This is a genomic window from Exiguobacterium qingdaonense, assembly GCF_018617855.1.
Lineage (GTDB): Bacteria > Bacillota > Bacilli > Exiguobacteriales > Exiguobacteriaceae > Exiguobacterium > Exiguobacterium qingdaonense.
In genome coordinates this window covers 108,922-134,873 of the sequence record NZ_JACSKY010000006.1, presented here as the reverse complement: position 1 = coordinate 134,873, position 25,952 = coordinate 108,922, and the positions used below count along the sequence as shown (strand labels likewise).

Annotated in this window: 28 protein-coding genes; 15 read left to right on the top strand and 13 right to left on the bottom strand. The window is 47.5% G+C overall.

What is annotated here, in order from left to right; translation table 11 throughout:
- Positions 1–9 precede the first annotated feature (9 nt).
- Complete coding sequence (locus tag KNP00_RS09000; protein WP_215144348.1) at positions 10–1,152, top strand: YcjF family protein; 1,143 nt, start codon at positions 10–12, stop codon at positions 1,150–1,152.
- A gap of 42 nt (positions 1,153–1,194) precedes the next feature.
- Positions 1,195–2,157, top strand: coding sequence for a 2-hydroxyacid dehydrogenase (locus tag KNP00_RS08995; protein ID WP_215144347.1), 963 nt, complete (start codon positions 1,195–1,197; stop codon positions 2,155–2,157).
- A 32-nt stretch (positions 2,158–2,189) separates the two neighbouring features.
- Here the strand turns inward: KNP00_RS08995 and KNP00_RS08990 are convergent, their stop codons facing one another.
- The 4 genes from KNP00_RS08990 to mgsA form a co-directional block, all read right to left on the bottom strand.
- Positions 2,190–2,795: a YflT domain-containing protein gene (locus KNP00_RS08990; protein ID WP_215144346.1), complete on the bottom strand. Its 606-nt coding sequence runs from the start codon at positions 2,793–2,795 to the stop codon at positions 2,190–2,192.
- A 12-nt stretch (positions 2,796–2,807) separates the two neighbouring features.
- The gene (locus tag KNP00_RS08985; protein ID WP_215144345.1) at positions 2,808–3,323 is read right to left on the bottom strand and encodes a YflT domain-containing protein; all 516 of its coding nucleotides are present in this window, start codon (positions 3,321–3,323) and stop codon (positions 2,808–2,810) included.
- Positions 3,324–3,438: 115 nt separating this feature from the next.
- Positions 3,439–4,299 (bottom strand): hypothetical protein, encoded by an 861-nt coding sequence (locus KNP00_RS08980; RefSeq protein ID WP_215144344.1) that lies wholly within the window; start codon positions 4,297–4,299, stop codon positions 3,439–3,441.
- Between the two features lie 44 nt (positions 4,300–4,343).
- Positions 4,344–4,757 carry a methylglyoxal synthase gene (gene mgsA / locus KNP00_RS08975; RefSeq protein WP_215144342.1) on the bottom strand — a complete coding sequence of 138 codons (414 nt, stop codon included), beginning with the start codon at positions 4,755–4,757 and terminating at the stop codon, positions 4,344–4,346.
- Positions 4,758–4,977: 220 nt separating this feature from the next.
- On the opposite strand from mgsA, the gene KNP00_RS08970 reads away from it, so the two are divergent.
- Both KNP00_RS08970 and KNP00_RS08965 read left to right on the top strand, forming a co-directional pair.
- The gene (locus tag KNP00_RS08970) at positions 4,978–6,729 is read left to right on the top strand and encodes a mechanosensitive ion channel (RefSeq protein WP_215144340.1); all 1,752 of its coding nucleotides are present in this window, start codon (positions 4,978–4,980) and stop codon (positions 6,727–6,729) included.
- 107 nt (positions 6,730–6,836) lie between these two features.
- Positions 6,837–8,315 carry an HD domain-containing phosphohydrolase gene (locus KNP00_RS08965; RefSeq protein ID WP_215144338.1) on the top strand — a complete coding sequence of 493 codons (1,479 nt, stop codon included), beginning with the start codon at positions 6,837–6,839 and terminating at the stop codon, positions 8,313–8,315.
- 31 nt (positions 8,316–8,346) lie between these two features.
- Here the strand turns inward: KNP00_RS08965 and KNP00_RS08960 are convergent, their stop codons facing one another.
- Together KNP00_RS08960 and KNP00_RS08955 are read right to left on the bottom strand one after the other, a co-directional pair.
- On the bottom strand, positions 8,347–8,649 hold the full coding sequence (locus KNP00_RS08960) for an AzlD domain-containing protein (protein ID WP_215144336.1): 303 nt from the start codon (positions 8,647–8,649) through the stop codon (positions 8,347–8,349).
- Entirely contained in the window at positions 8,646–9,377 is a 732-nt protein-coding gene (locus tag KNP00_RS08955; RefSeq protein ID WP_215144334.1) for an AzlC family ABC transporter permease, read from the bottom strand. The genes KNP00_RS08960 and KNP00_RS08955 overlap by 4 nt, the downstream gene beginning before the upstream one ends.
- Positions 9,378–9,491: 114 nt before the next feature.
- Between KNP00_RS08955 and KNP00_RS08950 the strand changes: the two genes are divergently transcribed.
- The gene (locus KNP00_RS08950) at positions 9,492–10,193 is read left to right on the top strand and encodes a CBS domain-containing protein (protein WP_215144332.1); all 702 of its coding nucleotides are present in this window, start codon (positions 9,492–9,494) and stop codon (positions 10,191–10,193) included.
- Here the strand turns inward: KNP00_RS08950 and KNP00_RS08945 are convergent.
- Both KNP00_RS08945 and KNP00_RS08940 read right to left on the bottom strand, forming a co-directional pair.
- Positions 10,173–10,511 carry an antibiotic biosynthesis monooxygenase gene (locus KNP00_RS08945; protein ID WP_215144325.1) on the bottom strand — a complete coding sequence of 113 codons (339 nt, stop codon included), beginning with the start codon at positions 10,509–10,511 and terminating at the stop codon, positions 10,173–10,175. The two genes, KNP00_RS08950 and KNP00_RS08945, sit on opposite strands and share 21 nt — an antisense overlap.
- A gap of 74 nt (positions 10,512–10,585) precedes the next feature.
- Positions 10,586–11,425 carry a M15 family metallopeptidase gene (locus KNP00_RS08940; protein ID WP_215144323.1) on the bottom strand — a complete coding sequence of 280 codons (840 nt, stop codon included), beginning with the start codon at positions 11,423–11,425 and terminating at the stop codon, positions 10,586–10,588.
- A gap of 174 nt (positions 11,426–11,599) precedes the next feature.
- Between KNP00_RS08940 and KNP00_RS08935 the strand changes: the two genes are divergently transcribed.
- Both KNP00_RS08935 and KNP00_RS08930 read left to right on the top strand, forming a co-directional pair.
- Complete coding sequence (locus tag KNP00_RS08935; protein ID WP_074036747.1) at positions 11,600–11,818, top strand: hypothetical protein; 219 nt, start codon at positions 11,600–11,602, stop codon at positions 11,816–11,818.
- 55 nt (positions 11,819–11,873) lie between these two features.
- The gene (locus tag KNP00_RS08930) at positions 11,874–12,341 is read left to right on the top strand and encodes a hypothetical protein (protein WP_215144321.1); all 468 of its coding nucleotides are present in this window, start codon (positions 11,874–11,876) and stop codon (positions 12,339–12,341) included.
- Positions 12,342–12,358: 17 nt separating this feature from the next.
- Here the strand turns inward: KNP00_RS08930 and KNP00_RS08925 are convergent, their stop codons facing one another.
- Positions 12,359–13,462, bottom strand: coding sequence for a glycerol dehydrogenase (locus tag KNP00_RS08925; RefSeq protein WP_215144319.1), 1,104 nt, complete (start codon positions 13,460–13,462; stop codon positions 12,359–12,361).
- A 370-nt stretch (positions 13,463–13,832) separates the two neighbouring features.
- Between KNP00_RS08925 and KNP00_RS08920 the strand changes: the two genes are divergently transcribed.
- The 5 genes from KNP00_RS08920 to KNP00_RS08900 all read left to right on the top strand — a co-directional run bounded on the left by KNP00_RS08920 (position 13,833) and on the right by KNP00_RS08900 (position 17,620).
- Positions 13,833–14,492, top strand: a complete 660-nt coding sequence (locus KNP00_RS08920) for a type 1 glutamine amidotransferase domain-containing protein (protein WP_215144317.1) — start codon at positions 13,833–13,835, stop codon at positions 14,490–14,492.
- 108 nt (positions 14,493–14,600) lie between these two features.
- Positions 14,601–15,026 carry a DMT family transporter gene (locus tag KNP00_RS08915; protein WP_215144315.1) on the top strand — a complete coding sequence of 142 codons (426 nt, stop codon included), beginning with the start codon at positions 14,601–14,603 and terminating at the stop codon, positions 15,024–15,026.
- A gap of 14 nt (positions 15,027–15,040) precedes the next feature.
- Complete coding sequence (locus KNP00_RS08910; RefSeq protein WP_215144313.1) at positions 15,041–15,715, top strand: Crp/Fnr family transcriptional regulator; 675 nt, start codon at positions 15,041–15,043, stop codon at positions 15,713–15,715.
- 11 nt (positions 15,716–15,726) lie between these two features.
- Positions 15,727–16,200, top strand: coding sequence for a DMT family transporter (locus KNP00_RS08905; protein WP_215144311.1), 474 nt, complete (start codon positions 15,727–15,729; stop codon positions 16,198–16,200).
- 91 nt (positions 16,201–16,291) lie between these two features.
- Complete coding sequence (locus KNP00_RS08900) at positions 16,292–17,620, top strand: hemolysin family protein (RefSeq protein ID WP_215144309.1); 1,329 nt, start codon at positions 16,292–16,294, stop codon at positions 17,618–17,620.
- 9 nt (positions 17,621–17,629) lie between these two features.
- Here KNP00_RS08900 and KNP00_RS08895 read toward each other — a convergent pair whose 3' ends face one another.
- Complete coding sequence (locus tag KNP00_RS08895) at positions 17,630–18,814, bottom strand: amidohydrolase (RefSeq protein WP_215144307.1); 1,185 nt, start codon at positions 18,812–18,814, stop codon at positions 17,630–17,632.
- Positions 18,815–18,942: 128 nt separating this feature from the next.
- Here KNP00_RS08895 and KNP00_RS08890 point away from each other — a divergent pair, with 128 nt between their 5' ends.
- Entirely contained in the window at positions 18,943–19,491 is a 549-nt protein-coding gene (locus KNP00_RS08890; protein WP_074035096.1) for a LemA family protein, read from the top strand.
- A gap of 18 nt (positions 19,492–19,509) precedes the next feature.
- A complete protein-coding gene (htpX, locus tag KNP00_RS08885) occupies positions 19,510–20,397 on the top strand; it encodes a zinc metalloprotease HtpX (RefSeq protein WP_215144305.1) in 888 nt (295 codons plus the stop codon).
- Between the two features lie 285 nt (positions 20,398–20,682).
- Here htpX and nagE read toward each other — a convergent pair whose 3' ends face one another.
- From nagE to KNP00_RS08870, 3 genes are read right to left on the bottom strand one after another with little or no spacing between them, the layout of a single operon-like run.
- Entirely contained in the window at positions 20,683–22,173 is a 1,491-nt protein-coding gene (nagE, locus tag KNP00_RS08880; RefSeq protein ID WP_215144303.1) for an N-acetylglucosamine-specific PTS transporter subunit IIBC, read from the bottom strand.
- Positions 22,170–23,018, bottom strand: a complete 849-nt coding sequence (locus tag KNP00_RS08875; protein WP_240542804.1) for a PRD domain-containing protein — start codon at positions 23,016–23,018, stop codon at positions 22,170–22,172. The genes nagE and KNP00_RS08875 overlap by 4 nt, the downstream gene beginning before the upstream one ends.
- 20 nt (positions 23,019–23,038) lie before the next feature.
- Positions 23,039–23,527, bottom strand: coding sequence for a PTS sugar transporter subunit IIA (locus KNP00_RS08870; RefSeq protein WP_215144302.1), 489 nt, complete (start codon positions 23,525–23,527; stop codon positions 23,039–23,041).
- A 459-nt stretch (positions 23,528–23,986) separates the two neighbouring features.
- On the opposite strand from KNP00_RS08870, the gene KNP00_RS08865 reads away from it, so the two are divergent.
- Positions 23,987–25,903 carry an endonuclease MutS2 gene (locus KNP00_RS08865; protein ID WP_215144300.1) on the top strand — a complete coding sequence of 639 codons (1,917 nt, stop codon included), beginning with the start codon at positions 23,987–23,989 and terminating at the stop codon, positions 25,901–25,903.
- Positions 25,904–25,952: the final 49 nt, after the last annotated feature.

The window sequence follows — 25,952 nt, the reverse complement described above, 5'->3', positions numbered from 1 at the left end:
GGAACTAGAATGGGATCGACAGGACGGTTTGATTTCAAAGAGTATGATTTAAAGGCAGAGCTCGAACGACTACGAGGCAAGGTGAAGAAACCAAACATCCTCATCGCCGGTGCGACAGGAGCGGGAAAAAGTTCTGTCGTGAACCATGTGTTCGGTCGTGACTTGACGAAAGTGGCGGCCGGTGAACCGGTCACGAGAGGAATCCATCAGTATAAGAGTGACGATATTGCGGTCACGTTGTTTGATAGCGAAGGGTACGAAATCGGGAGTGAGCGGCAACAGCATTACGAGGATGAAATCATCGGGTTTGTGGAAAATGCGAATCGACACGAAGAGTTGAATCGAATTCATCTCGTGTGGTATACCGTCAACGCCGCGACAAAACGTGTCACCTCACTCGATAAGGCTCTCATTCGCCGTCTTCGTGAATCGACCGCTGTCGCTGTTTTATTTACACAAATCGATCAAGTTGATTTGGATGAACTGACGGCATTGCGGAATGAATTGAACGAGGTTCTGCCGGAAGAAGCAATCTTTCAAGTGAGTATTTCTTCGGAAATATTAAACGACGAATCATTGCGACAGTATGTGGATTGGGAACGATTGATTGTGTGGTCGGTCGAACAGTTAGATCACTCTTTACAGGAAGGACTCTTGATGGAAATTCATGCCGAGAGTGAAGCGACGCTCAAGTTGAAGCGTAAGAAGGCGAATCGGATCATCTCAGGCTATGTGGCAAGCGCAGGGACGGCCGCTGCGGTGCCGCTCCCGTTTGCCGATGCCGTGGCGTTGACACCGATTCAAGTGACGATGAGTGTTCATCTATTTCGCTATTGGGGCGTGAAGGCGAGTGATGATTTGCTGAAGACGCTCATCGGGAGTACAATCATTCCACAAATTGGTCGCACGTTATCTAAGACAATCTTATTAAACGTGATGAAGTTTTTCCCGGGAGCGAACGCCGCCGCCGGTGTCATTAATGCGACCGTTGCTTCAGGAATCACATGGGCCATCGGACTGGCAATCAATGAAATCGCCTATCGTAATGCGATGGATTCTTCGAAAACGATTGAACAGCTGTTAAACCAAGAGTTCGGGTCATTGTTTGAACAGTACTTGAAACAAAATCCGAAAACGGATCAACCGTCATAACCATTCTATTTGTTAGACTACACAGTAGAGAGGAGGAGAATGATGAAACAACGTATTTATGTGACTCGTCGCTTACCGGATGAGGCGGTCGAATCACTTCGCGATCAATATGACGTACGAATGTGGGAGCACGAAGGTGAGCCTGTCTCACGGGAAGTATTACTCGAGGAAGTTGAATCGGCACATGCGCTATGGACGATGCTTAGTGACACGATTGACCGTGAGGTGTTTGAACGGGCAAAGCAATTGAAGGTCGTATCGAACTTGGCTGTCGGATATAATAATATCGATTTGAATGCGGCAAAAGAGAACGGTGTGATTGTGACGAATACACCGGATGTCTTGACGGAAACGACGGCGGACCTCACGTTTGGACTCATGATGATGACGGCACGACGCCTTGGTGAGGCCGAGCGCGACTTGCGTGCGGGTGAGTGGAAGTCGTGGCTTCCGATGGGATATGTCGGGATGGACCTTTATCAAGCGAAGCTCGGGATTATCGGAATGGGTCGGATCGGAGAGGCGGTCGCACGTCGGGCGCGGGGGTTTGACATGGACGTGCTGTACCATAATCGAACGCGTCGTCATGAGTCGGAGTCTATGTATGGCTTCACTTATGCGGAACTTGATGAATTATTGCAACAGTCCGACTTCGTCGTCGTCCTCGCGCCGCTCACAGATGAGACGCGAGGGATGATTGGAGCTGAGGAGTTCGCCAAGATGAAAAAGACGGCTATTTTCATTAACGTGGCACGTGGCGAAATCATCGATGAGCAGGCGTTGTATGAAGCGCTCGAGGCGAAAAGGATTTGGGGAGCGGGATTAGATGTATTCACAAAAGAACCGATTGACCTCGACCACCCACTCTTGACGCTTCCGAACGTAACGACACTTCCGCATATAGGAAGTGCCTCGATTCGCACACGTCTGGCAATGATGACATTGAATCGAGACGCAATCACGAGTGTGCTCGAAGGCAAAGAACCGAAGAATCGATTGACGTAAGAAGAGCCTGACGCGCGTCAGGCTCTTTTGAATTAAAAGCGTCTAATATTGTCTGGATCTTCCACGTCATTTCGATAAGCGCGGTCATCGAGACCACGTAGTTTTTCTTCGCGATCTGGATCTTTTGTCTCTTTATCTAGCTTGTCTTGCTCCGGGTCCACCGGATGGTTTGGATCGACGGTCTGTGCCTCGTGATACGGCTTTGAATCGATTTCTAAACCGTCTTCGGTGTGACTGCCTAAATGGTTGGCAGACGCGTCTTGATACGGTTTTGCATCGACGGTCACTCCATCTTGATGACGTCGTTCAAAGTCTTCATCCACGTAAATGAGAAGTTTCCCAGCCTCGATATCGTCATAGTGACGCTTCACTTCTTCTTCACTGAGTCCCATGTTGCGTAAACCTGCGTGAACGTCTTCTTTACCACTAAGAAACGATCGAACTTTATCGAACCAACTCGCTTGATGGGTAGCTTCCGTATGGACATCCGTGTCACGTCTTAAGATTGATACGTCGTCCTCGTGTTTTGTGACGACGTAAATGTGTGAGTCATCATGTCCTTTGGCCCGTAACTCTTCAATCTTTCCTAATGCCGAATCTTGTGTTTCATGCATGCTGATGAATCGTTTCTCGCTCATGACAGTTCCTCCTTATAGTCGGCGATGGTCCTCTAAACCTGAATGTCCTCGTACAATCGGATCATCCTTTGTTCCTTTCGGTTTCTCGTCATGGTCATTGAATGGTTTCGCATCAAAGGCGATTCCGTCCGCTTTTTCTCCTTGATCATGATCGAGTTCGCTATCTTTTTTGTACATGTTCGGATAGCGGTCATAAGAATGGCGATCGATATATAGCAGAATCTGCCCTTCATCGATGGCATCATAATATCGCTCTGCTTCAGCGTCACTAAGCCCCATGTTGCGCAACTCGTCTCGCACCCGGTCACTCCCATGTAAAAATGCTTTGACCCGATCGAGTAAATTCACGTCTCGAATCCCAGACTCGGCGTTTACATCCGTATGGTCGCGTAACGCAGAGATTTCTCCGTCTCGCTTAGCGACAACATGCATATTTTTTTCAGCTTCCCCTGCAGCCTTCAACTCTTCTACTTTGTGCATGACTTCCTGTTCTGTCTGAAACAGACCAATCATTTTTCGATCTGACATCGAATACCCCCTTCAATAGTCAACCATCTTCAACTAGTGTCACAATAACAGTAATTTCCGTTTCGTTCATAATTGAAACAATAAAACGCCATCCCTATCTTGGGGATGGCGCAGGTTAGTAATAAAGCATGAGCGTGTCATCTCCGAGTGGACAACGCGTACTCTTCCATACAAATTCAATTAGCGTCCAAATCGCCATAAAGCCGCTGATGGCCAATAAAATGAGCGCATAGAGTGGAGTCAGTTGAATAACAAATGACCAGCCGAGCGTCAATAAAAGTGGTTGAATCAAAAATATGGACGTGATATAGACGACGACGATGAGCAAGGCGAAGGCGATTCGTCGTCCGAGTGTTTGAATGTGGTGTCGAAAGCGAGTCAACACTCCAAAAATGGCGCCGGTCACCATGACGGGCAACAGAAACGCTAAATAGTCAATTGGATAAGTCGACATCGGGGCGCTGAATAAACGTAAGCTGAACACATCATCGATGACGAGCAGTAAATTCGCGTAAGCAAATGCCAAAATCATACCGAGCAACCAACCGAAGCGGTTCCAAATCGTGCGTGCCGATTTGAGTGCTTCAATTTTTGTATAGGCGAGAAATGCGAGGTCACGCACCTCGATTTCTTTCAATGACAATTTGGCTTCGTCGAGCTGATTGACAGCCCAGTCAAAATCTCGGTTCGCTTGGGATTTCTCATGAGGTTTCAATTCATCCGAGGCATCAATCAACACGTGATAGCGCCGACGGTATTCCTCATTCGTTTCAGGTTGCTCGATTAGGAATCGGGCGTACTCACGAGGATCTTGGTTTAGAAGACTATCTAGAGATTGTCCGCTTTTCTCCGCATGGCGGATGTAGCCAGCGAGTGCTAGAAGGAGACGGTCTGCTTCCACCTCATCATCGGTCAGTTCAATGAGTCGTTGACGCACTTCGTTGAAAAACTGTTGGACGTTCGGGTCATGAATCATATTCGGTTCCAGGGAGATTCCTCTCCTTTCTTGGTTTGTCATCGTCAAGCAGGTGGTTCGTCGTTATGGGAGAGTTGAAGTGACTCGAAATCGCCTTGTTCGATGCTTCGAATCAAAATTTCGCTCCCTCCCATATTTGTCGAAAGCGGGATGGAATAGACGTCACAAAGTCGCATCAATGCGCTCACATCTGGTTCATGTGGCTGGGCGGTCAATGGGTCTCGGAAGAAAATAATCATATCCATTTCACCGCGGGCGACAGCGGCACCGATTTCCTGGTCGCCTCCAAGCGGTCCTGAACGGAAGCAATGAACGGGCAAGCCGGTTGCCTCTGCAATACGCTTGCCGGTTGTGCCGGTCGCAAACAACTGATGCTTTTCTAAAATGTGAGCGTACGTTTTAATGAGGACAATTAAATCGTCTTTCTTTTTGTCGTGAGCTACTAAAGCGATTTTCATCCTAATTCCTCCTAACATGACTTCTCTAGTTATTCGTATCATATCTCACCCGATTTGACACGGTTTGTCTCTTAAATGTTACGTACCCATTTCAAAAGAAACGTAATAGTCTCGCAAAAGGGATGACTGACCCGACAGGTTTGATGGTTTTGAAATATAGGTATGTAATGAATAACAAAGCAAGTCGGCACAACCATCTTAAGATAGAGGAGGAAATCAGATGAACGACACAACGTACAACTTTGATACGTTCATGTCATGGCTACCCGAGCTTTTGCTGGCAATTGTTATTCTCGTAGTCGGTTATATTTTGGCAAAAGTATTGGAGAATGTGACACGAAAAGCATTGAAGAAAGCACGCCTCGACGAGCGGGCTGGTATTAAAAAAGAAGGAGAGAAAGGGGATAAGTGGACACCTGAACGCATTATCGCGAAAGTCGTGTTCTTTGGGGTCTTACTTCTCTCATTCCTAATCATCTTTGAATTTATGAACGTTCCTGCAATCACGGAGCCGTTCAGTCAGATTTATGAAGGATTTTCTGGATTAATTATCGGTGTCATCAAAGCCGGCTTAATCTTATTGGTCGCTTGGGTCATCGCCACCCTTTTGAAAAAAGGAATTCAGATGGCGGGCCACCGTTTGAACTTGAGCAAGTTGATGGAAAAGACGGGGCAAGAATCGACGAGTGTCAACCAAACGAAATGGGTCGATACGGTCGCAAACATCGTCTTTTATCTTGTCCTATTACTAGCGTTACCGGCAGTGCTTGATGCACTCGGACTTCGTGGGGTCAGTGGTCCATTTGAAGACTTGTTGAATAGCTTCCTCGGCTTCATTCCGAAACTTGTCGCGGCAGCACTCATCTTTGCGATCGGTTATGTGGTCGCGAAGATTGTACGCGATATTTTGACGAAGTTCCTCGAAGCGGCGGGGTTAGATCGACTAGCAGAGAAACTCCATCTTTCGGATTATGTGAAAGGTTCGAGTCTTGCGAAAGCAATCGGTACAATCGTCTTCATCTTCATCATGATTCCTGTCACGATCTCGGCGCTCGAAGCGCTTGATATCAGAGGTATTTCAGAGCCTGCGATTGCGATGCTCAATGATGTGCTCGTCATGATTCCAGACATTCTCGTTGCAATCGTCCTCGTCCTTGTCGGGGTGTTCGTGGCAAGATGGTTGAAAGAGATTGTCATATCGCTTCTAGAGAACCTTGGTGTCAATTCATTGGCTCAGAAAATGGGCTTTGGAGAACGTGCGACTTCGATGTCGATTGCACAGGTGGTCGGTGTCATCGTCCAAGTCATCGTGATCTTGCTCTTCGTATCTGAAGCGCTTCAAGTCGCGAACCTTGAGTTTATGGCATCTCTCGCAACGGCCATCTTCGCCTACTTGCCGATGGTCATTGCGGCGCTCATCATTCTAGCGATTGGCTTCTGGTTGGCCAATATGGCAGAGCGCTTGGTCGGAAGTGTACTTGTCGATGGAGCCGGGCAACCGAGTGCGCTTCGCTACGTGGCGAAGTATGCGATTCTTGGACTCGTCTTCTTCATGGCAATCAGTCAGCTCGGAATCGCGCCGATGATTGTCAATACAGCCTTCCTCCTCATCCTTGGGGCGGTCGCGCTCGCCTTTGGCCTCGCCTTCGGTCTTGGAGGTCGCGAGACGGCGGCACGTTACTTGAAAAAGGCAGAGCATCGTATTGACGACACGGAAGTTTCAAAAGAAGGACTCGAGCGAGAAAAAGAACAGATGAGTCGCGAGTCGGAAGCAGCGAAACAGCAGGCGAAACAAGGTGTCGAACAAACGAAGCACGAAGCGGAACAGTCGAAGCAACAGATGAAGCGAGACATTCAAGATTCAGAGGGAGACCACGTGGACGGACCGAAATCAAATCCGTTCCACGATAATATCACTCCAGATGAAGACAATCGCTCACTTGATGACAACGATGGTCCGTTACGCCCATAACAATCGATTCATTGACAGGTCTCCCACGTGGAGATCTGTTTTTTTTATGTTCAACTCGGGTGTCGGTTTGGTCGATAGTAAAAGAAAAGAGTATAGAGGTGAGGGGAATGTTTGAACGATTTCAACGAACACTCGTTGTGAACTATATAATCGGCTCAGGGCTAGCCGTTTTCGGGGTGGGGGGCGTCTTTATTTTTCAGACGCTTGATTTGTCAATACGTGAGGTGCTACTGCTTCTGACAATCATGCTAGGCTCAGGTGTCATCATGGTGACGTCAGAACTTCTATTGTATCGTCGTCATATCCATCCGATTCGTCAATTCTTTTCGACTGAATCCCCGACGACAGATGAGTTGACGTCGGCGTTCGAACAGGCGAGTCGTTTCCCCATTTTAACGGTAAAACGGATTCTAGGTCCGCACTTGTTCGGATTGTCCATTCCATCTATCACGTTGACGACGATTTGTATGTATTATAGTTGGATTGATCTACCGTATCGTCTCATCGGATTAGCCGCAATCGGTGCTGTCATGATTGCGGTATTACACGCATTGATTGAATATTTTTTAACGGTTCGAGCGATTGAGCCTTTGCTTGTGTATATGAAAAATCGACATGACGAGTTGTATGGTCAACCGATTCAGACCGTATACCGGTCGTTCAGTGTACGGACGAAACTTATGATCAGTATGCTCATCACGGGCGTTTTTCCCATCATGTTGTTCATGTTGGCGTCGAGTGTTCAACTTTCGACTTCGACTCGAACGGATACATATTGGAATTGGGCGTTCGTCATTCTAGTCATCATCATCGGAATTGCCGTTTTATGTAGCTTCTTACTATATGACAATATTAAACGTCCGATCGGATTTTTGACATCGGGTATCGAACAGATAGAGGCGGGGCAACTTCAGAAAATCGAGAACCCTTATTTGGATGAATTTGCTCAATTGATCGGAGGGTTCAATCAGATGGTCGAGACAGTGAATGCTCGTGAACAAGAGAATGCGCAACTGTTAGATAGCCTCTTCATCTTATTTGCGGCGACACTGGATGCGCGTGACCCGTATACGGCAGGTCATTCGGAGCGTGTCGCGATGTACTCGGTGGAACTTGCCCGTGCCATCGATTTGCCTCAAACACAAATCGATTTACTCAACAAGTCAGCACTGCTTCATGACATCGGGAAAATTGGGATTCGAGATGATGTCTTGTTAAAAGAAGGGAAACTGACAGACGAAGAGTTTGCAAAAATCCAAGAACATCCGACCATCGGAATCCATATTTTGAGTCAAATTCATTTACCTGCATCACTTCAACCGATTTTGGCCGGAGTTCGGTCGCATCACGAGCGAATTGATGGGAGAGGATACCCCGATCGCTTACGTGAGACCGACATTCCGTTGTTTGGGAGAATCATGGCCATTGCCGATGCCTATGACGCGATGACGTCCGATCGACCTTATCGTTCCGGGATGCCCGTCGAGAAGGCCCTCTCTATTTTAGAGAGTGGTCGCGGAACGCAATGGGATGCGGAATATGTAGACGTGTTCGTGAAACTTCGTCGCCAGGCTATATCGGCATAAGAAAAGGAGCAGCACCTTGTGTGCGGCTCCTTTAGAGTATCGTTTGAAAGCCGTAAACCCCGATAACGGCTCCGATGACGACAATGACGAGATTGACTCGGAACACGGCAAGGACCGTGGCGACAACCCCACCGAACAAGGCGGAGGACGCGGTGGTTGTAGACGACAAGATTCCTGGGAAAATCAAACTGGCCAGCACTGCGTAAGGGATGAATGAGAGAAATCGTTTCATGTATGCAGGTAATGCCAATTCTTTTAACCATAGGAGCGGGACGAGTCGAGGAAGATAGGTGACAAGGGCCAAGCCCAAAACGAGTAGAAATAACGACATCATGCGACTTCTTCCTCCTTAAACAGAATTGCGCCGATTCCAGCTGCCGTGATGGTCGCAACGATGATTCGAATCCCGTCCGAAATCGGAAAAAACGGGGAGACTCCCCAATGGAGAATAGCTTGAATCACAATAGCTGCGCTTGCCACAATAAAGACTGGTCGCGTCGTCAAGGACGGTACGAGTAAACCGATGAACATCGCGTATAACGCAATGCCCATGCTTGCCTGTAACGCATCGGGTAGACCGAATGCTAAAAAGACTCCCATCCACGTACCCACATTCCAAGCGAGAAAAGCGATTGTATTTAAGCCGAACACAAAGACACCGGAACGGGTTTCTTTTCGAATGGATGCGATACTGAACGTTTCATCGGTCACACCGAATGCGATGGCAGCCAATAATTTTTGAGATGTCGTTTCAATGCGTTGCGATAAAGAGGCCGACATTAAAAAATGACGAGAGTTTAAGATGAACGTCGTCAAGATGATCTCCCAATACATCGAACCGTTCATCAACAGCTGAATCGTAATGAACTGACTCGCACCGGCAAAGATGAAAAAAGACATCGATAACGTGATGGCATTAGGCAGGTTAAACGATTGTGCCAAAAGACCAAAGGCGATGGCGATGGGAATGTACCCGATTGCGATCGGCACACCAGCCCGCAATCCTGCCCGGAACGTAGGTTGTGGTGAAGCTGAAGGTGTTGGTTGAACAGAAGTCGCCATGATAGCCCTCCTCAATAATCAAGATGATTCCTATGTCATTCGGGATGAATGGGCGGTTTCCTGCTCAAAAGATAAAAAAGAGGGTATACATGTACCGTTAAGGAGGTTGGTCTCATGAGTCGTGCTGAAATTTTTTTGGCATCATATCATCGGATTGAAGATTATCTAAGTCGAGAAATGGGCAATGGTCAGCATTTCAGTTTCAGTAACATGGTGAATCGCCTTGCGAAACAAAACCGAACGATCGAACGGTACAAAGAAGATTTGCATCAAATGAGTCAACTGCGAAATGCAATCGTTCATGAGCGGCGTGAACCTGACTTTATTATCGCTGAGCCTCATGAGTCACTCGTTGAGTTGATTTTAGAAGTGGAGCGGGAGTTACTCCATCCGCGTCTCGTCATTCCATTGTTTGAGAAATCAGTGGTGACGTTTCAGTCGGAAGATTTTTTGACGGAAGTGCTTCGAGAGATTCGAGATAAACATTACTCGCAGTTCCCCGTTTATCACGATAACGGTTCTTGGCGCGGTTTGTTGACGAAAAAAGGAGTGACGAGTTGGCTAGCCGAAACGATCGACGGAACCAACTTGTCACTCAAAGGCGTTCGGGTGAAGCATGTGCTCCACCATGACCCGCACGTGCATCGGTATCGGTTTATCCGAAAGGACACGACGGTCATCGAGGCACAACATTGCTTCACGCAAATGAAAGAGGGCGCGCGATACGATGCCCTTCTCATTACAGAGACCGGAAATCCAGACGAACCGTTACTCGGAATCATCCGACCCCAAGATTTATTGACCGCGCTCCGTTGAGGCGAGATGTTCAATGGCGACCTCGTATTGGGTCACGGTATTGCCGAGGACGATGGGTTTCACTTCCGACGTTCCGTCATCGCGTTTCTTATGTGCATGCTTATATGCATTGCTGTCGCGCCAGTTCTCAAAACTGACGGCGTCACGCCACGTGGTCATGATGACAACGTGGTCCATCGTCGCATCGGACGTATCCGTCAACACTTGCATGCGAACGAACCCATCCATCGCTTCGATTCCTTTCGTCGTTTCGAAGCGTGCTTTGACCGCGTCCGCCTTCCCTTTTTCAACGTCTAGTTTATTCATGACAATCCACATCCCGCATATCCCCCTATACTTAAGATGATTCCATTATAGCGTGAACAGGGATGGGTCTGAAAAAGGATGCTCACTCAACGTCTGCTCCACCATTCTTCAAACGCCCAGTTTTTCTGCTTCATCATCTTGGCCTCGTTGACACCAACATAACGCAAATGCCAAGGCTCGTAATTGTATCCTGTGATTCTTTCTTTTCCTTTCGGATAGCGGACGATGAAGCCATAGAGATGTGCATGTTGAATCATCCATTTTCCTTCAGGCGATCGGTCAAAGGATTCGTACAACCCTAGGCGCATCCGTTGACTCGTCATATCGACTGCTAAACCCGTTTGATGCTCACTGTGACCGGGACGGGCAACATATTTTGAAGCGTATGCGACTCCGCGTGTATTGACCCAGTAGGTATATAGCGATTTTTGAGTCGAATAGGAACGATAGGCGCTGAGTGCGTATAACGTATGACCTTGCTTTCGACCTGCGTAATATAGTTTCGCTAACGCGTAAGCAGCTTCCGCTGTCATCAAGGTACGTTCACTCCCTTTTTGGTAAACAGTTGGAACGGTTAGAGTGACAAGTTGTGGGGAACGATAATTGGACGGGAGTCCATTCGCCTTGTTGACAAGTCGTAAACGGTCGGCAGTAGGCATTTTAGGGATACCAGCTTTTAAGTTGGCAGATGGGGTGAAGTATTTCGTCTTTCCGATATATACGTTTGACCAGCTCCGGTTATAGGTCGTGTAGCGGATTGGGACGTTCGTCCGTAGCGTCTTTAGGATAGGAGAAGATTGCATGGCACGACCGTATAAATACGTCGTTTTTATCGTGTAACCTGGTTGTGGGGACGATGATGCCGCTGTCACCGGCGAGGTTTGCAACAGGAGCAGACAAATGATTAAGATACGCAGGGACTTCATGGCAAAACGCCTCCTCATGAGTTAGATGATGTTTCTTTTCCCGTTTTTTTGATTGACTGCGCATTTTTTATCCATCTTGAGGTGGGATAAGGATACACCTTCGGTCCGATGAAGCGAAACATGAAATCCGTTACAATATAGATAACGAATGAGATCGTAGAAAGGAGTGAGCGAATGGAAGTCTTATTTGGATTACCGCTCTTGTTGCTCGTCCTATTCTTTGCCTTTTTATACTTCAATATCAAAGGGCTATCGAATATGTGGAAGGACTATAATCGAACGAAATCGATGATTCCGCTCGGGTTCTTCATCGTCGGGATTATTGGGATATTCACAGGGGTGTGGACGTGGCTCGTCATTTTGATTTACTACGTCGTCCGACCGAAAGACTAAACACTGTATGCAGACGCATACGGTGTTTTTGCTATACTAAGGACGAGGTGTTGAGATGGAAAAATTGATAAAAGCATGGTTTATCGTGACGTTGATCACGTTCGGAATGTTTAAGCTTGGCGAAGTGATGACGACTCCTTATTCGGAAACACCGAGCGAAGGGAATCTGTACTGGATCGTCCTCTTGATTGGATGGCCGTTCCTTTTATTGTTCATTTGGATTACCGTCCGATTGACACGACGAGTCGTCGCATCCGTTCGTCCAATCGGAAGAGTGTTGTTAGGCTTCGGTAGTTTCATCATGGCCGCGGTCGCTTTCGTGACAAACCAATCGCAAGCGGCGTCTCTTCGGGACGGGATTCGAGCATCTACGAACGAATCGTTTGTAGAAGGATGGAATCAATTCACAAATATCATTTACATGAACCAGTTGACGTTTTTCTTAGTAACGGTCGGTTGTATGGGGATCGGGATCGTCCTGTCTTTCATTCCAACTAAAAAACAGCGAGAAGAAGCCGTGTGAGCTTCCTCTCGCTATTTTTATAACCGTTCTTGATAAAGGCGGGCGTATCGATCCGTCGCGATGATTGCATCTGCGACTTCTTCTGGTGTGACATCGAAACCACTGTGAATCGTCTCGCCGTCTGCCGTGGCCGCTTTCCCGACTTTCAAGATGTCGTCTCGAGACGCATCCTTCAATTTGATATCTTCAAGTGTGACCGGTAAGTCGAGTGCCATATAGAAGGCGACATAATGTTCGAATTCTTCTTGTGGACGTCCCTCGAGTGCGAGTTGTACGAGCGTCCCGAACGCAACTTTTTCGCCGTGCGTCAAATGATGGATGTCTCCTTCTAACGCGGTAAACCCATTGTGGATGGCGTGGGCTGCAGCCAAGCCGCCACTTTCAAAGCCAAGACCACTCAACAATGTGTTGGCTTCGACGACCGCTTCGAGTGCAGGCGTGACGACTTTTGCTTTGACGGCTTCATACGCTTGGATGCCGTACGTGAAGAGAACCTCTTCACATCGTTCAGCGATCGCTTCCGCCGCAAGCGTCGGGACACCGCCGGCCATCGTCTTTCCGCCGAATGAAAGGACGCTTCGCACTTCAACCCACGTCGCTAACGCATCGGCAATACCTGACGCCAGGAAGCGTGGCGGTGCTTGTGCAATCAACTCCGTGTCCACAAGGACGAGGTCCGGGTTCTTTTTATAGAAACGATAACTCTCAAAATTGCCTTCTTCTGTATAGATGACCGAAAGTGCGCTCGTCGGTGCATCCGTCGAAGCGATGGTCGGTACAATGACGATGCGCGCATCCAGTTCATCTGCGACCGCCTTTGCCGTGTCTAGCGTCTTACCACCACCAAGACCGATGACAAACGCTGTTTCATTGTCTTTTGCGTCGGTTGTGATCCGATTGATCTCGTGTTTTGATGCCTCACCAACAAAATCAGCTTTTCTCGCCTTTACATCACTCGTCTGAAGAGATTTTGTCACGCGTTCGCCTACCAAGTCCCATACGACGTCATCAGCAATGAGTAAAGCGCTTGAACCGAAATGAGCAACAAACTCTCCGATTCGATCAATCGTCTGTTTTCCTTGCACGTACTTGGCCGGACTGATGAAAATACGTTCTGACATGTGAACTTCATCCTCTCATATCAAGTTTAGTGTAAGTGCTTACAACGTCATCATACTACAGCTTGTGAAGGAATGACCATGAAGATTACATGAAGGTTGGCAACTGACCGAGCACAAGTAACAAGATGATGATGGCGACGATTATGAGAAACCCCCAGTCGTTCATTCGTTTCGTCATAGCACGTGTCTCCTTTATAAAGAAAGTGGCGATCTACTTTCAGTATAGAAGGTCAAAGAAAAAAGGTAGGATGAATAAAGGACCAGGTTAAAAAAAGATGTACCTTATCCTATACAGACAGGTCATCGGGTTTAATGGATGATGAATCGGGAACAATAGAGTCGTATGTAGATTTTGAAGGAGGAATGGAGTATGTCGAAACATGTACTAATTGTCACGACGTCAGCGAATCAGTTATCAAATGGTCATGAAACGGGACTTTGGCTTGAAGAGTTTGCCGTTCCTTATTTGATGTTTGAAAAAGAAGGATATAAAGTAACGATTGCAAGTATCGAAGGCGGAGACGTGCCAATCGATGCGAATAGTTTAGAGGATAATTTGTCAGAAGACATTTTAAACACACGTGAACTGCTCAAAGACACAGCCCGTCTCGACCAAGTCGCAGACGAACCGTATGATGCAATCTTCTTACCAGGCGGTCACGGGACGGTCGTAGATTTCCCAGGGAATGAAACGTTGCAACGCGTCATTCGGAACGTATATGAGAATGGAAATGTCGTCGGAGCCGTTTGTCACGGACCGATCGGATTGGTCAATGTGAAACTAAGCAACGATGAACCACTCGTCAAAGATAAACGAGTGACTGGTTTCACCGATGCAGAAGAAAAAGAAATGCAACTAGACTCTGTCGTACCGTTTTTACTTGAGACGGGATTACGTAACCAAGGTGGACAGTTCAAAGGGGCTGACAATTGGGCTGTGAACGTCGCGGTTGACGATCGACTCGTCACTGGACAAAATCCTCAGTCTTCTGAAGAAGTCGGAAAAGAGCTTGTCAAAATAATCGGATAAAAGTAGAGAGCAACTTCAGTGAATCTGAGGTTGCTTCTTTTTTGGACATATGTCCTATTCAAACGGTTTGTCTTTCCTTAAACTCAGACGAAGAGAGAGGGGAATGACATGGGAATTTTATTTGCTATTTTATCTGGGACGTTCATCGCCCTTCAAGGAATTTTCAATGCAAAACTCGGAGATGCGGTAGGGGCATGGATGTCCGTCACAATCGTCCACTTTATTGGACTCCTGTTGGCGCTCACGATTTATTTCTTCAAACGAGATGCGGACATGACGGCCTTCAAACGTGTGCCTTGGTATTATAGTTTAGGAGGATTGTTCGGTGTATTCGTTGTGTTCGGCGAATTGACAGCGATTCAACAGTTAGGTGTCACATGGGCGATTTGTGTATTGCTTGTGGCACAATTGTTAGGAGCCTTCATCATCGATATGAACGGCTGGTTCGGTGTCAAACGAAAGCCGGTCAATACGGGACAGGTCATGGGACTCGTCTTGATGGTCGTTGGAATCGGGATTTATACATTTTCTTAAGGAGTTCACTTTCAATGATGAATACAATGGATGCACTGAAACGACTACAGTGGAATCATCTTTTTTCGGAAGAAACGCTTGAAGCTTCCTCCGTGGTGACGTACGAATCGGGAACGATGTTATGTTCGAACGATCAACACATCGAATCTTTATTCGTCGTCCTTGAAGGGCGTGTCAAAATCTATACGCTCAGTGAAGAGGGGAAGTTGCGTTTGTTACGTCTGAAGGCAGCCCCGACATTGATTGGAGATATTGAGTATGCGAGTGGGCGCAATGTGTTGCATACGGTGGAAGCGGTCGGTCCCGTCACATGCCTACGTGTCCCGTTCGAAGTACTGCGGCGTCACAATCGGACGGTCGAGTTCACGGAGCATTTGTTACAAGGCGTGTCCGAAAAGTTATTCATCGAGGCGAACGCTTCATCGAACCACCTCATGTCAACTCTCGAAGAGCGGTTGGCCGGTTACTTGATTTCTCTCAGTGAGTCTGGGAATGAACTGTTTCAAGCCGAGATGAGTCAGTTGAAGCGAAAAGAAGTCGCAGAATGGCTTGGGACGAGCTATCGTCACCTGAATCGGACGTTACAGGCGTTTGTTGACGAAGGATTGGTCGAACGAACGAGAAAAGAAGTCATTATTTTAAATAGTGAACGATTGAAAGAGCGTGCGAACGGCATGTTTTATGAGTGAGGAGAGGTTATATGATTTTTGGAATCATCTGTTCTGCCGTGGCTGGAGCATTTATTAGTATTCAGGCGGCGGTCAATGCGAAAATGAATGTGAATTTAGGGGCTTGGGCGACAACAGTACTCGTTTTCATCGTCGGTCTGGTCGGTTCAATCATTCCGCTAGTGCTATTCGGAGGAAATCTATCAGGGCTACGTGAGCTATCTCCAATGTATTGGCTCGGTGGATTGCTTGGAGTCGGTGTCGTGTACTGTGTCATGCGGAGCATCCAACTACTCGGACCGACATTATCGGTTTCGCTCATTCTCGTGTCACAACTGATTTGGGCATTGCTCGTTGACTTATACGGTGCTTTCGGGATGCCCCAAATTACATTGTCATCCGGGCAAGTGGTTGGACTCACGATCCTCCTCATTGGGGTCATCCTGTTTAAACAATCTCAGACGGCAGCAATGACTAAACAAGCTGTCAACGAAGCCACTTCATGAGGAGTGGCTATTTTTTCGAGTAAAACGGGTACAGGTTTGTAATGATTTTTTGGTAAAATGAAGCGGTATGGTTTAAAAAATAGCTGAGGTGATGAAAAAAGTGGATTCTTCCATAGTGATTGATTTGTTGATTGTTTTGTTTTTGATTGTGTTGAACGGGATTTTTGCGATGACAGAAATTGCGCTCATCTCATCGAAACCTGCAAAACTTGAGGTTGAAGCAAATCGAGGGAAACGAAGTGCTAAAATTGCGCTTCGCTATTCAAAAGACCCGACAGATTTGTTGTCGACCGTTCAAGTCGGAATCACATTGATTGGGATTATAAACGGGGCTTACGGGGGTGCACGCTTCTCCGCACCGCTCGCATCCGCATTTGAACAAGCTGGGATGAGTACACAATATGCTGGTACGGTTGCCTATGTAGTAGTGGTTACGATTATTACGTATTTGTCTCTCATTATCGGAGAGTTGGTACCGAAACGAATTGCGTTGGTGTCTCCAGAAAAAGTAACGATGGCGATTATTCCGTCGCTCGATTTGTTTAGTAAATTGATGCGTCCGTTCATTTGGATTTTATCAAAATCGACACTTTTCCTATATAAACTCCTTGGTTTGAGAGCTGAAAAGACGAGTGGGGAGACGGAGCTCGAGATTAAGCAACTTCTTTTTGAAGGAGCCCAGCAAGGACAGTTTGCCCACGAAGAAGTCCAGCAAGTGGAACGCGTCTTTGCGTTTCACGATCAGTTGATTTATGAGCTCATGCAACCTCGGACGACACTTGAATGGGTCGATTTAGAGGACGATATGGACGACATGAAAAAATCAATCTATGAAAGTAAACATAACAAATTGCCGGTAGGGCGCGACTCACTTGACGATTTTGTCGGATACATCGACGTACGTGACATTCTCACCTTACCGACATTGCGTGAGCCGTCACAAATTTTGAAGCGCATCAAGCAACCGCTCATCGTCCCGAAACAACGAGAGGCGAGCCAAGTGCTTCAGATGATGCAAAAAAATGGTGTCGAGATTGCTTTTGTTTTAGATGAGTATGGTGGGTTCCTCGGAATGGTCACTTTGTTCGATATTTTGGAAGAAATCGTCGGCGAGGTCATGATTGAAGAGGATACGCCCGAAGTGGTTCGTCGTGAAGACGGATCGTATTTGGCGGACGGGTTACTTGGGATCGAAGATTTGAAACGAACGTTCGAGATTCGGGACGATCGTTTCGAAGAAGGCCGCAACTCGTATCACACACTTGCCGGACTCGTCATTTATGCACTAGGCGATTTCCCGAAACGAGGCGACGTTGTTGAAGCGTATGGTCTTCGTTTCGAAGTCGTGGATATGGATGGTAAGCGTGTCGACCAAGTGCTTGTCTCAAAACTACAAGAACCAATCATAGAAGAGGACTGATGCGATGCATCAGCCCTCTTTTTTGTGAGCCGCCCACGTTCGTTGTAATGCCCCTAATAAAACGTGTGCCGTGTGGAGCATCGCCCGTTCGTCCACATCGAAGCGTGGATGGTGGTGTGGAAATATGGCTGACCGCGCGGGATTTCCTGCTCCGGTGAAGAAAAAGCTACCAGGAACATGTTCTAAGTAGTAGGCGAAGTCTTCTCCGACCATGAGCGGCGCCATCTCGATGACGCCGTCTGAACCGACGACGTCCACCGCGCTCTCGCGGACGAGTTCCGTTTCGGTCACATGATTCACGACAGCCGGATATCCTTTTATATATTCCAATTCGTAAGCGGCATCACTCGCCTCACAGACGGATCGGATGATTCGCTCCATATCGGAGATGATTTTTTCTTGCGTCTCCCGAATGAATGTACGAACCGTACCAGATAATTTGGCTTCTTCGGCAATGACGTTGAACGCTTGTCCGGAGTGGAGCGTGCCGATTGTCAACACGGCAGGTTCGAGCGGGTCGATTCGCCGACTGACGATTTGCTGGAGATGATTCGCCACGTTTACGGCGACCATGAGGGCATCGACCGTATGTTGTGGGATTGCACCATGCCCACCTTTTCCGATAATGGTCAATTCAAAGCGATCGGCGGCAGCCATGACAGGTCCCGTTTTCACACCGATGGTTCCAAAAGGGAGCGGTGTCCAAATATGTGCACCATAAATATAATCCACATTGTCGAGACAGCCGTCAGCAATCATTGGCTTTGCACCACCCGGAGCCAATTCTTCTGCGAATTGGTGAATCAACACGACGTCCCCAGGTAACGTCATCTCGGTCAACACTTTCGCTAAAACGAGAAGGGTCGCGGTGTGGGCATCGTGTCCACATGCATGCATGACCCCGTTCACTTTTGAGCGATACGGGACATCTTTCACGTCTTGGATGGGAAGGGCATCAAAATCGGCACGCAATGCGATGGTCGGACCGTCCCCACCTTTGATGCGCCCGATGACACCGTTCCCGCCGACATGTTCACGGACCTCGATTCCTAGTTCGCGGAGGTACGAGGCGATCGTCTTTGGCGTTTCGACTTCTTGAAAAGAGAGTTCCGGGTATTGATGAAAATACCGTCGCAGAGACACCATTTCTTCGAATAACTCGGTCAAGCGAATTTCAGCATGTGTGACAATCATGGCGTACACTCCTTTAGGTCTGCCGCGTCAAGAATTGGATTCATTTACTGATTTCTATGAAAGTTAAGCTTATCTTATACGAGTAAAGGGAATTAATACAGAAGAAAATGAAGAAATGAGGTGTCAACATGGGGTGGATTATTGCGATTGTAGCGGTCGTCGTGCTCGTACTCATCTATTTTTCAATGTACAACGGGCTCGTCAAATATCGAAATTGGGTCGACGAGGCGTGGGCTCAAATCGATGTGCAGTTGAAACGGCGGTATGACTTGATTCCGAACTTGGTCGAAACGGTCAAGGGCTATGCGAAACACGAGCAAGAAACGCTCACGAAAGTCGTCGAACTGAGAAATCAGCTCGGTGAGAAATCGAATCGACAAGATCAGATGGCGGTGAACGACCAGCTGAGCGGGGCACTAAAGAATCTGTTTGCGCTTCGTGAAGCGTACCCGGATTTAAAGGCGAACGAGAACTTCAAGATGTTGCAGGAAGAGTTGACTCAGACGGAAAACAAAGTCGCATATTCCCGCCAACTTTATAACAATACGGTTATGAAGTATAACACGAAAATCGAATCGGTCCCGACGAATATCATCGCGTCCGTCCATCATTTTGAAAAGCGCGACATGCTCGAAGCACGTGCCGAAGAGCGCGAAAACGTTCGCGTCTCATTTTAATGAATTGAGGTGGCACATATGCTCCTCTATGAACAAATTCGAAAAAACAAAGTGAAGACGGTGTTCATCGTGACAGGGTTCGTTTTATTCGTCCTTCTCGTTGGAGCGGCCATTTCCTATGTTAACTATGGAGATGCGGTTCCAGGATTGATTTTCACACCCGTCTTTTCTTTGTTTTATGTCGGTATCGTCATCATGTCGAGCACGAATATCGTCATGAAGATGAATCGGGCGCAAGAAGTGACTTCGGTGGAAGAGCACCGCTTTTTATGGCATACGGTCGAAAACATGGCGATGGTCGCGCGAGTACCGATGCCTCGCATCTTTATCATCAATGATTCGTCACCGAACGCGTTTGCGACCGGATTGAAACCGGATAAGGCGGCCGTCGCTGTCACGACCGGGCTGTTGGATCAACTGTCGCGTGAAGAAGTGGAAGGTGTGATTGCGCATGAGGTCGCACACATTAAAAACTATGACGTGCGACTCTCGACGGTCACGCTCGCACTCGTGTCAGTGATCGCCATCATGAGTGATATCGGGTCACGCATGTTATTTTTCCGGAGTATCAGTGGGGGACGACGTGACAAAAATCAAAACCCGATCTTTCTCATCATTGGACTCGTTTTGTTGGTGTTGGCTCCGCTTATTGCGATGCTCATCAATATGGCGATTTCACGTAATCGTGAATTCCTGGCGGATGCGAGTGGAGCGGAACTGACCCGAAATCCGGATGCGCTCGCCTCGGCACTTGAGAAGATTGCCAATGTCGAGACACCGGTCGAACAAGCGTCGAGTGCCTCGGCACCGCTTTACTTCTCCGATCCACTTAAGAAAAAAGTGAGCGGTTTATTCTCGACACACCCCGATCCAGTCGAACGCATTTCCCGACTTCGTCAAATGTAGTCAGAGCCTGTCCGGTTGCGGCAGGCTCTTTGTGTTACACTGAACTGGGAAAATAAGGGGGTGGATGAGTTGAGTAAAAAGATATACATAGGTTTAGGAGTTGCTTTACTAGTCGTATTGTTTTTGTTAGGACTGGGACCATATGTTGTGCATACAGTACTTAAGGTTTTCACATGGCTTACACAATACATCTTGCCATGGATTTTCCTCTACTATTTTATTCAATTCTATAAACAATATGCACTAAAACAAGAAAAGCCACCTGAATGAGGTGGCTTTCGACGTTTATCCGGCGCGATGGCTACGGATTTTTTCAATCTCATCGAGGACGAACTGAACGTTTGTGCCGACGATGACTTGAATATGGTTTGGGCTGACGACTTTCACACCAGGAATACCAGCTTTCTTGATTTGATCTTGGTTGACCGTATCCATGTCCTTGACATCGACGCGTAGACGCGTGATACAAGACTCGATTCCCGTGACGTTGTTGTCACCACCGAGACCGTCATAAATCATATTTGCCATCGCTGAGAATTCATTACCTGAAGCAGAAGCGACCGGGGCGACTTTTGATTCGCCGTCTGTTGCTTCATTTGTAACGGCATCAACGACTTCATCTGATTCGCGGCCTGGTGTCATTAAGTTAAACTTCACAATCATAAAGCGGAAAATCGCATAGTAAATAACTGAGAAAAATAGACCCTGCACAATGAGCATGTATGGTTGATTGGCAAGAGGTAACCTTGAACTGAGGAAGAAGTCAACGAGACCTGCACTGAATGTAAAACCGGCTGTCCATTGGAATGTTGCTGCAACGAAGAGCGAAATTCCGGTAAGGACTGCGTGTACAAAGTAAAGAACGGGTGCGAGGAACATGAATGAGAACTCGAGTGGTTCTGTCACACCTGTGAAGAATGAAGCAAACGCTGCAGCAAATAGTAGTGAAGCTGCTTGTTTCTTCCGTTTCGTCTTCGCTGTGTGGTACATCGCAAGTGCTGCGGCCGGAAGACCGAACATCATAATCGGGAAGAATCCGGCTTGGTACATCCCTGTCACACCTTTTTCACCTTCACCTGACCAGAACTTACCGATATCGTTAATGTCGGCGACATCGAACCAAAATACAGAGTTGAGGGCGTGGTGAAGACCCGTTGGAATCAAGAGTCGGTTGAAGAATCCGTAAAGTCCGGCACCGAATGCGCCAAGTTTTGAAATCGACTCCCCGAATCCGACGAGACCTGTAAAGACGACCGGCCAGATGAAGTAAAGCGCGACCGATACGAGAATCATCGAGAAGGCTGTCATGATTGGAACGAGACGCTTCCCACTAAAGAAAGCAAGAGCATCCGGTAGTTTAACGTGACTGAAGCGATTATACATACTAGCAGCGATTAATCCAGATAAAATACCGATAAATGCATTTTCAATTCTCGAGAATGCCGGGTTGACGGCTTCTACATCAATTCCTTGGAACAACGCAACCGTTCCAGCCGCTAAAAGTGTCGTGACGGTCAAGTAAGCCACGAGTCCACTGAGGGCTGCCGAACCATCGCGGTTTTTTGACATTCCGAGACCTACACCGACTGCGAAAAGAATTGGAATGTTATCGATAATGGCTGCACCCGCTTTAATTAAAAATGCAGCGGCAATGTTTCCTGACCCCCAACCAGATGGGTCGATCCAGTATCCGATTCCCATGAGAATGGCAGCAGCCGGAAGTACGGCGACCGGTAACATGAGGGAACGTCCGAGACGTTGTAAATAGTTCATCATTGTTGATTTCCTCCTTTTTGGTGATGCTGATCTTGTAGACGTTGGATGTGAAGCGTAATATAACCAAGTTCTGACTCGGGCAAGACGATGCCATATGTCTCTTCCACTTCTTTTGCGACATCAGATGCGCACGCATAAGCAAACGTAAACTTCGTCTGAATCATGCGAAGCATGTCTTCATCAATCGTGTGATGATCGTAATGGTTGACCCGATCCATGACGAACCGTAAATGGGTTAATAATCGTTGGTAGGATAAGTCATCTTCTTCAATGGATACATCGAGTCGTCGTGAAATCGATTGAATCATGTCGCGGACAATCGTTGTCTGTTTGACCGTCTTGCGCAAATCACCTCCTTTCACTTTCATCGTATGGATATGAAGCGCGATGAACGCAGCTTCGTCTTTTGGCATTTGCACATTCAGTTTTTCGGCAATCTGTTCAATCGCCCATAGTCCAATCTCATATTCATTCCGGTAGAGGATTTTTATCTCGTTCAACAGTTTGTTTCGGAGTGAGATGCCATCCATTTCTCGTTCGATGGCGAACGAGATATGATCGGTTAAGACGATGTGGATGTGCTCATTAAACGATGTCTCAAGCCGCTTTTCAGCATACGAGATAATTTCCTCGGAAACGGTAAAGTGTTCAACCGGGATGCGGCTCAATAATTGTTGGAACTTGTCATTCTCCGGCATGATGAACAGCTTTTCGATTTTATGAGGATTCACGATGTCGTTCTTCGCTTTTTTAAACGCGACGCCCGGACCAATCGCAATCTTTTCTTCACCCTCGTCTGAGACGATGACCGCATTGTTGTTTAGAATCTTTTTGATTTTTATCATGTGTCCTCCTTATTCCGGAGTCACGCTTCCACTCGGGCAACAATCGTCTTACCCGGAACAGCTTCCTTCGTGAACGTGAAGGCGTAATGATGGGCAAGTGTGCCACCATTCGTCACGACCATTGGCGTGACCGTGTCTTTACCAGCTTGATGGATTTGTACCAAATCTGCGGTGAGTAGTAGCTGACCCATTTTGACATGGTCGCCGACATCTACTTGAAGGTCAAATGGTCGACCTTCGAGTTCGACGGTATCGAGTCCGACATGAATCAAAATCTCAGCACCATCCTCGGTCCGAATGCCGATGGCGTGCTTCGTCGGAGCGATTTGTATGATTTCCCCGTCAGCTGGTGAGACAACGGCTCCGTCTGTTGGTGTGATGGCGATGCCATCACCCATCATTTTTTCACTAAAGACAGGGTCCGCTACTTGTTCGAGTGGAATGACGTCTCCTTCCATTGGTGAGTGTAAGGTTGTTTTTTGTCGATTCATCAACTTATTCCATAGCATATCTTTTACATCCTTTCTTGAAACAAAACACCGAGAAAAACAAAACAGGCATGGAGTATAGACGGGTGGCATGCACCGTACGTCTTACCCCATGCCTGATCGAATCAGTCACATGTGATCGCTATTCGTTTCTTCACGTTCAACATAACATGTGTTGATTTGAGACACAAGTCTTTTTTTGAAAGCGTTCTCTAAAAATTTACAAGGTAGTGAATCTGTTGTATAGTAAGGACGAATCTAAATGAGAAAGGTGTTGCATGTTGATGAGTGAGGTTGTATCTGCCTAACGAACTGAAAAATGTCGGATGACATGTCTATTTGTCATGCCGTCATGTTCCGTTACAGATACCGCCCATCAAAAACTGCCAGACACCCGTCTGTCTTTTTGCGTTGGTCGCCATCGACCGACGCTTTTTGTTTGTGCGGTATCTCGATTCTATCATTTGAGGAGAGAGACACATGAACGAACAAACATTTGAAAAATTACAATACAACGAATTGATGACGAGAGTAGAACGCTTCTGTATCAGTGGATTCGGAAGACGACTACTCAGGCAACATCGTCCAACGAGTCACTTGGCGACAGTGAAGAAGCGTCTACAGGAAACGTCTGAAGCCCGCGCGATTCTAGATGCGACGTCACACGTGCCGTTTATCGGCGTGTCTGACATGGAGACCATCATCGGAAAACTGCAACGAGGAATCCAACTCGAAGCGACAGAACTTGAAGCGGTCGCCGAGTTTTTACGGGGAGCGCGCAAGCTGAAGCGATTCATGCTCGAACATGAATTTTTTGCACCTCTCTTGTCCACCTACGCTGCTGGGATGGGCGAATGGCGGACGCTTGAAGAGGACATCACACAAGCGATTCGAGCCGGACAGGTCGTTGATGAGGCGTCGAAAGAATTGAAGCGGATTCGCAAACAAGTCGATATTCTTGAAGGACGAATCGAGGAACGATTGACCAAGTTCTTAAAGAGTGCCGCTAATCGTGAGATGATCCAAGACGGATTCGTCACGAAGAAACAGGATCGCTTTACGATTCCAATCAAAGCCTCTTATAAGCATAAAGTGGCGGGGACGATTGTAGACACATCCAATCGAGGAACGACGGTCTTTATCGAACCGGAAGCCATATCGAAATTAAACGCCGAACTCGTCGTCAAGCGTACGGAAGAAGCGGTAGAGGTATATCAAGTGTTAGCGACGTTGACTGGTGGGGTGACAGAAGTCCTTCCTGACATCGAGTCGACACTCGACGTCATCGCCCAGTACGATATGGTCTTTGCCAAAGGGAAGTACAGTCAGTCGATCGATGGCGTGACGCCACACGTGAACGCGACAGGTCGCATCGAGTTGAAGCAAGTGCGACATCCGCTCTTAGAGAGCGCCGTGCCACTCGATTTTGCCATCGGTACGGACTATCGCGGTTTGATTATCACCGGACCGAACGCCGGGGGCAAGACGGTCGTCTTAAAAACGATTGGACTTCTCAGTCTCATGACGATGACGGGTCTGCATATCCCGGCACACGCTGACACGGTCATCTCGACATTCAACGAAGTGTTCGTCGACATCGGAGACAATCAAGATCTAGAATCAGCGCTCAGTACGTTCTCGGCACACATGCACAACGTAGCGAACATTATGCAAACCGCCGGGAAGCGTTCGCTATTGTTATTTGACGAGATCGGAAGCGGGACGGAACCGAACGAAGGGGCCGCTCTTGCCATTGCAATCTTAGAAGCGGCATATAAACGGGGTGCGATCGTGGTGGCCTCGACCCATTACGGTGAAATCAAATCGTATTCTGAAGCGCACCCTGATTTCATGAATGCCGCGATGCAGTTTGACCCGGAAACACTTGAACCGAAGTATCGATTGCTTATGGGTCAGTCCGGTGACAGTAACGCCCTGTTTATCGCCCGTAAAATGAAATTGCCCGAGGCGATTTTGAAACAGGCATCTCGTTATATGAATGAGAAAGCGTATGACGTCACGAAAGTCGATGACTCTAAAGTCACGCGAGAAGTAGAAGAGGTCCCGCTTGAAGAGGCAGATATGTATGAAAAAGGTGACCGTGTCCGCTTGTTAGAGACGAATCAAGTCGGACTTGTGTACGTGTTTGATGCATCCCGTCGGCACGTCCGAGTATTCGTAGACGGGGAGTATGTAGAATTGCCGAGTCGTCGCGTTCGACTAGAAGCGCGTGCCGCGGAACTCTATCCGGCTGACTATGATTTGGAAACGCTATTCACGACGTATCAAGAACGTAAGGAAGCACACGACTTTGCCCGGGGATCGAAGAAAGCGTTGCGGCGAGTGGAGAAAGAGATTCGGGCAAGAAAGAAGCAAGAGCAATCGAAGCGGAAATGAATGCGGCATACAACGAATGGGTAAGAACACATAGAAAGAAAGTCTCGAC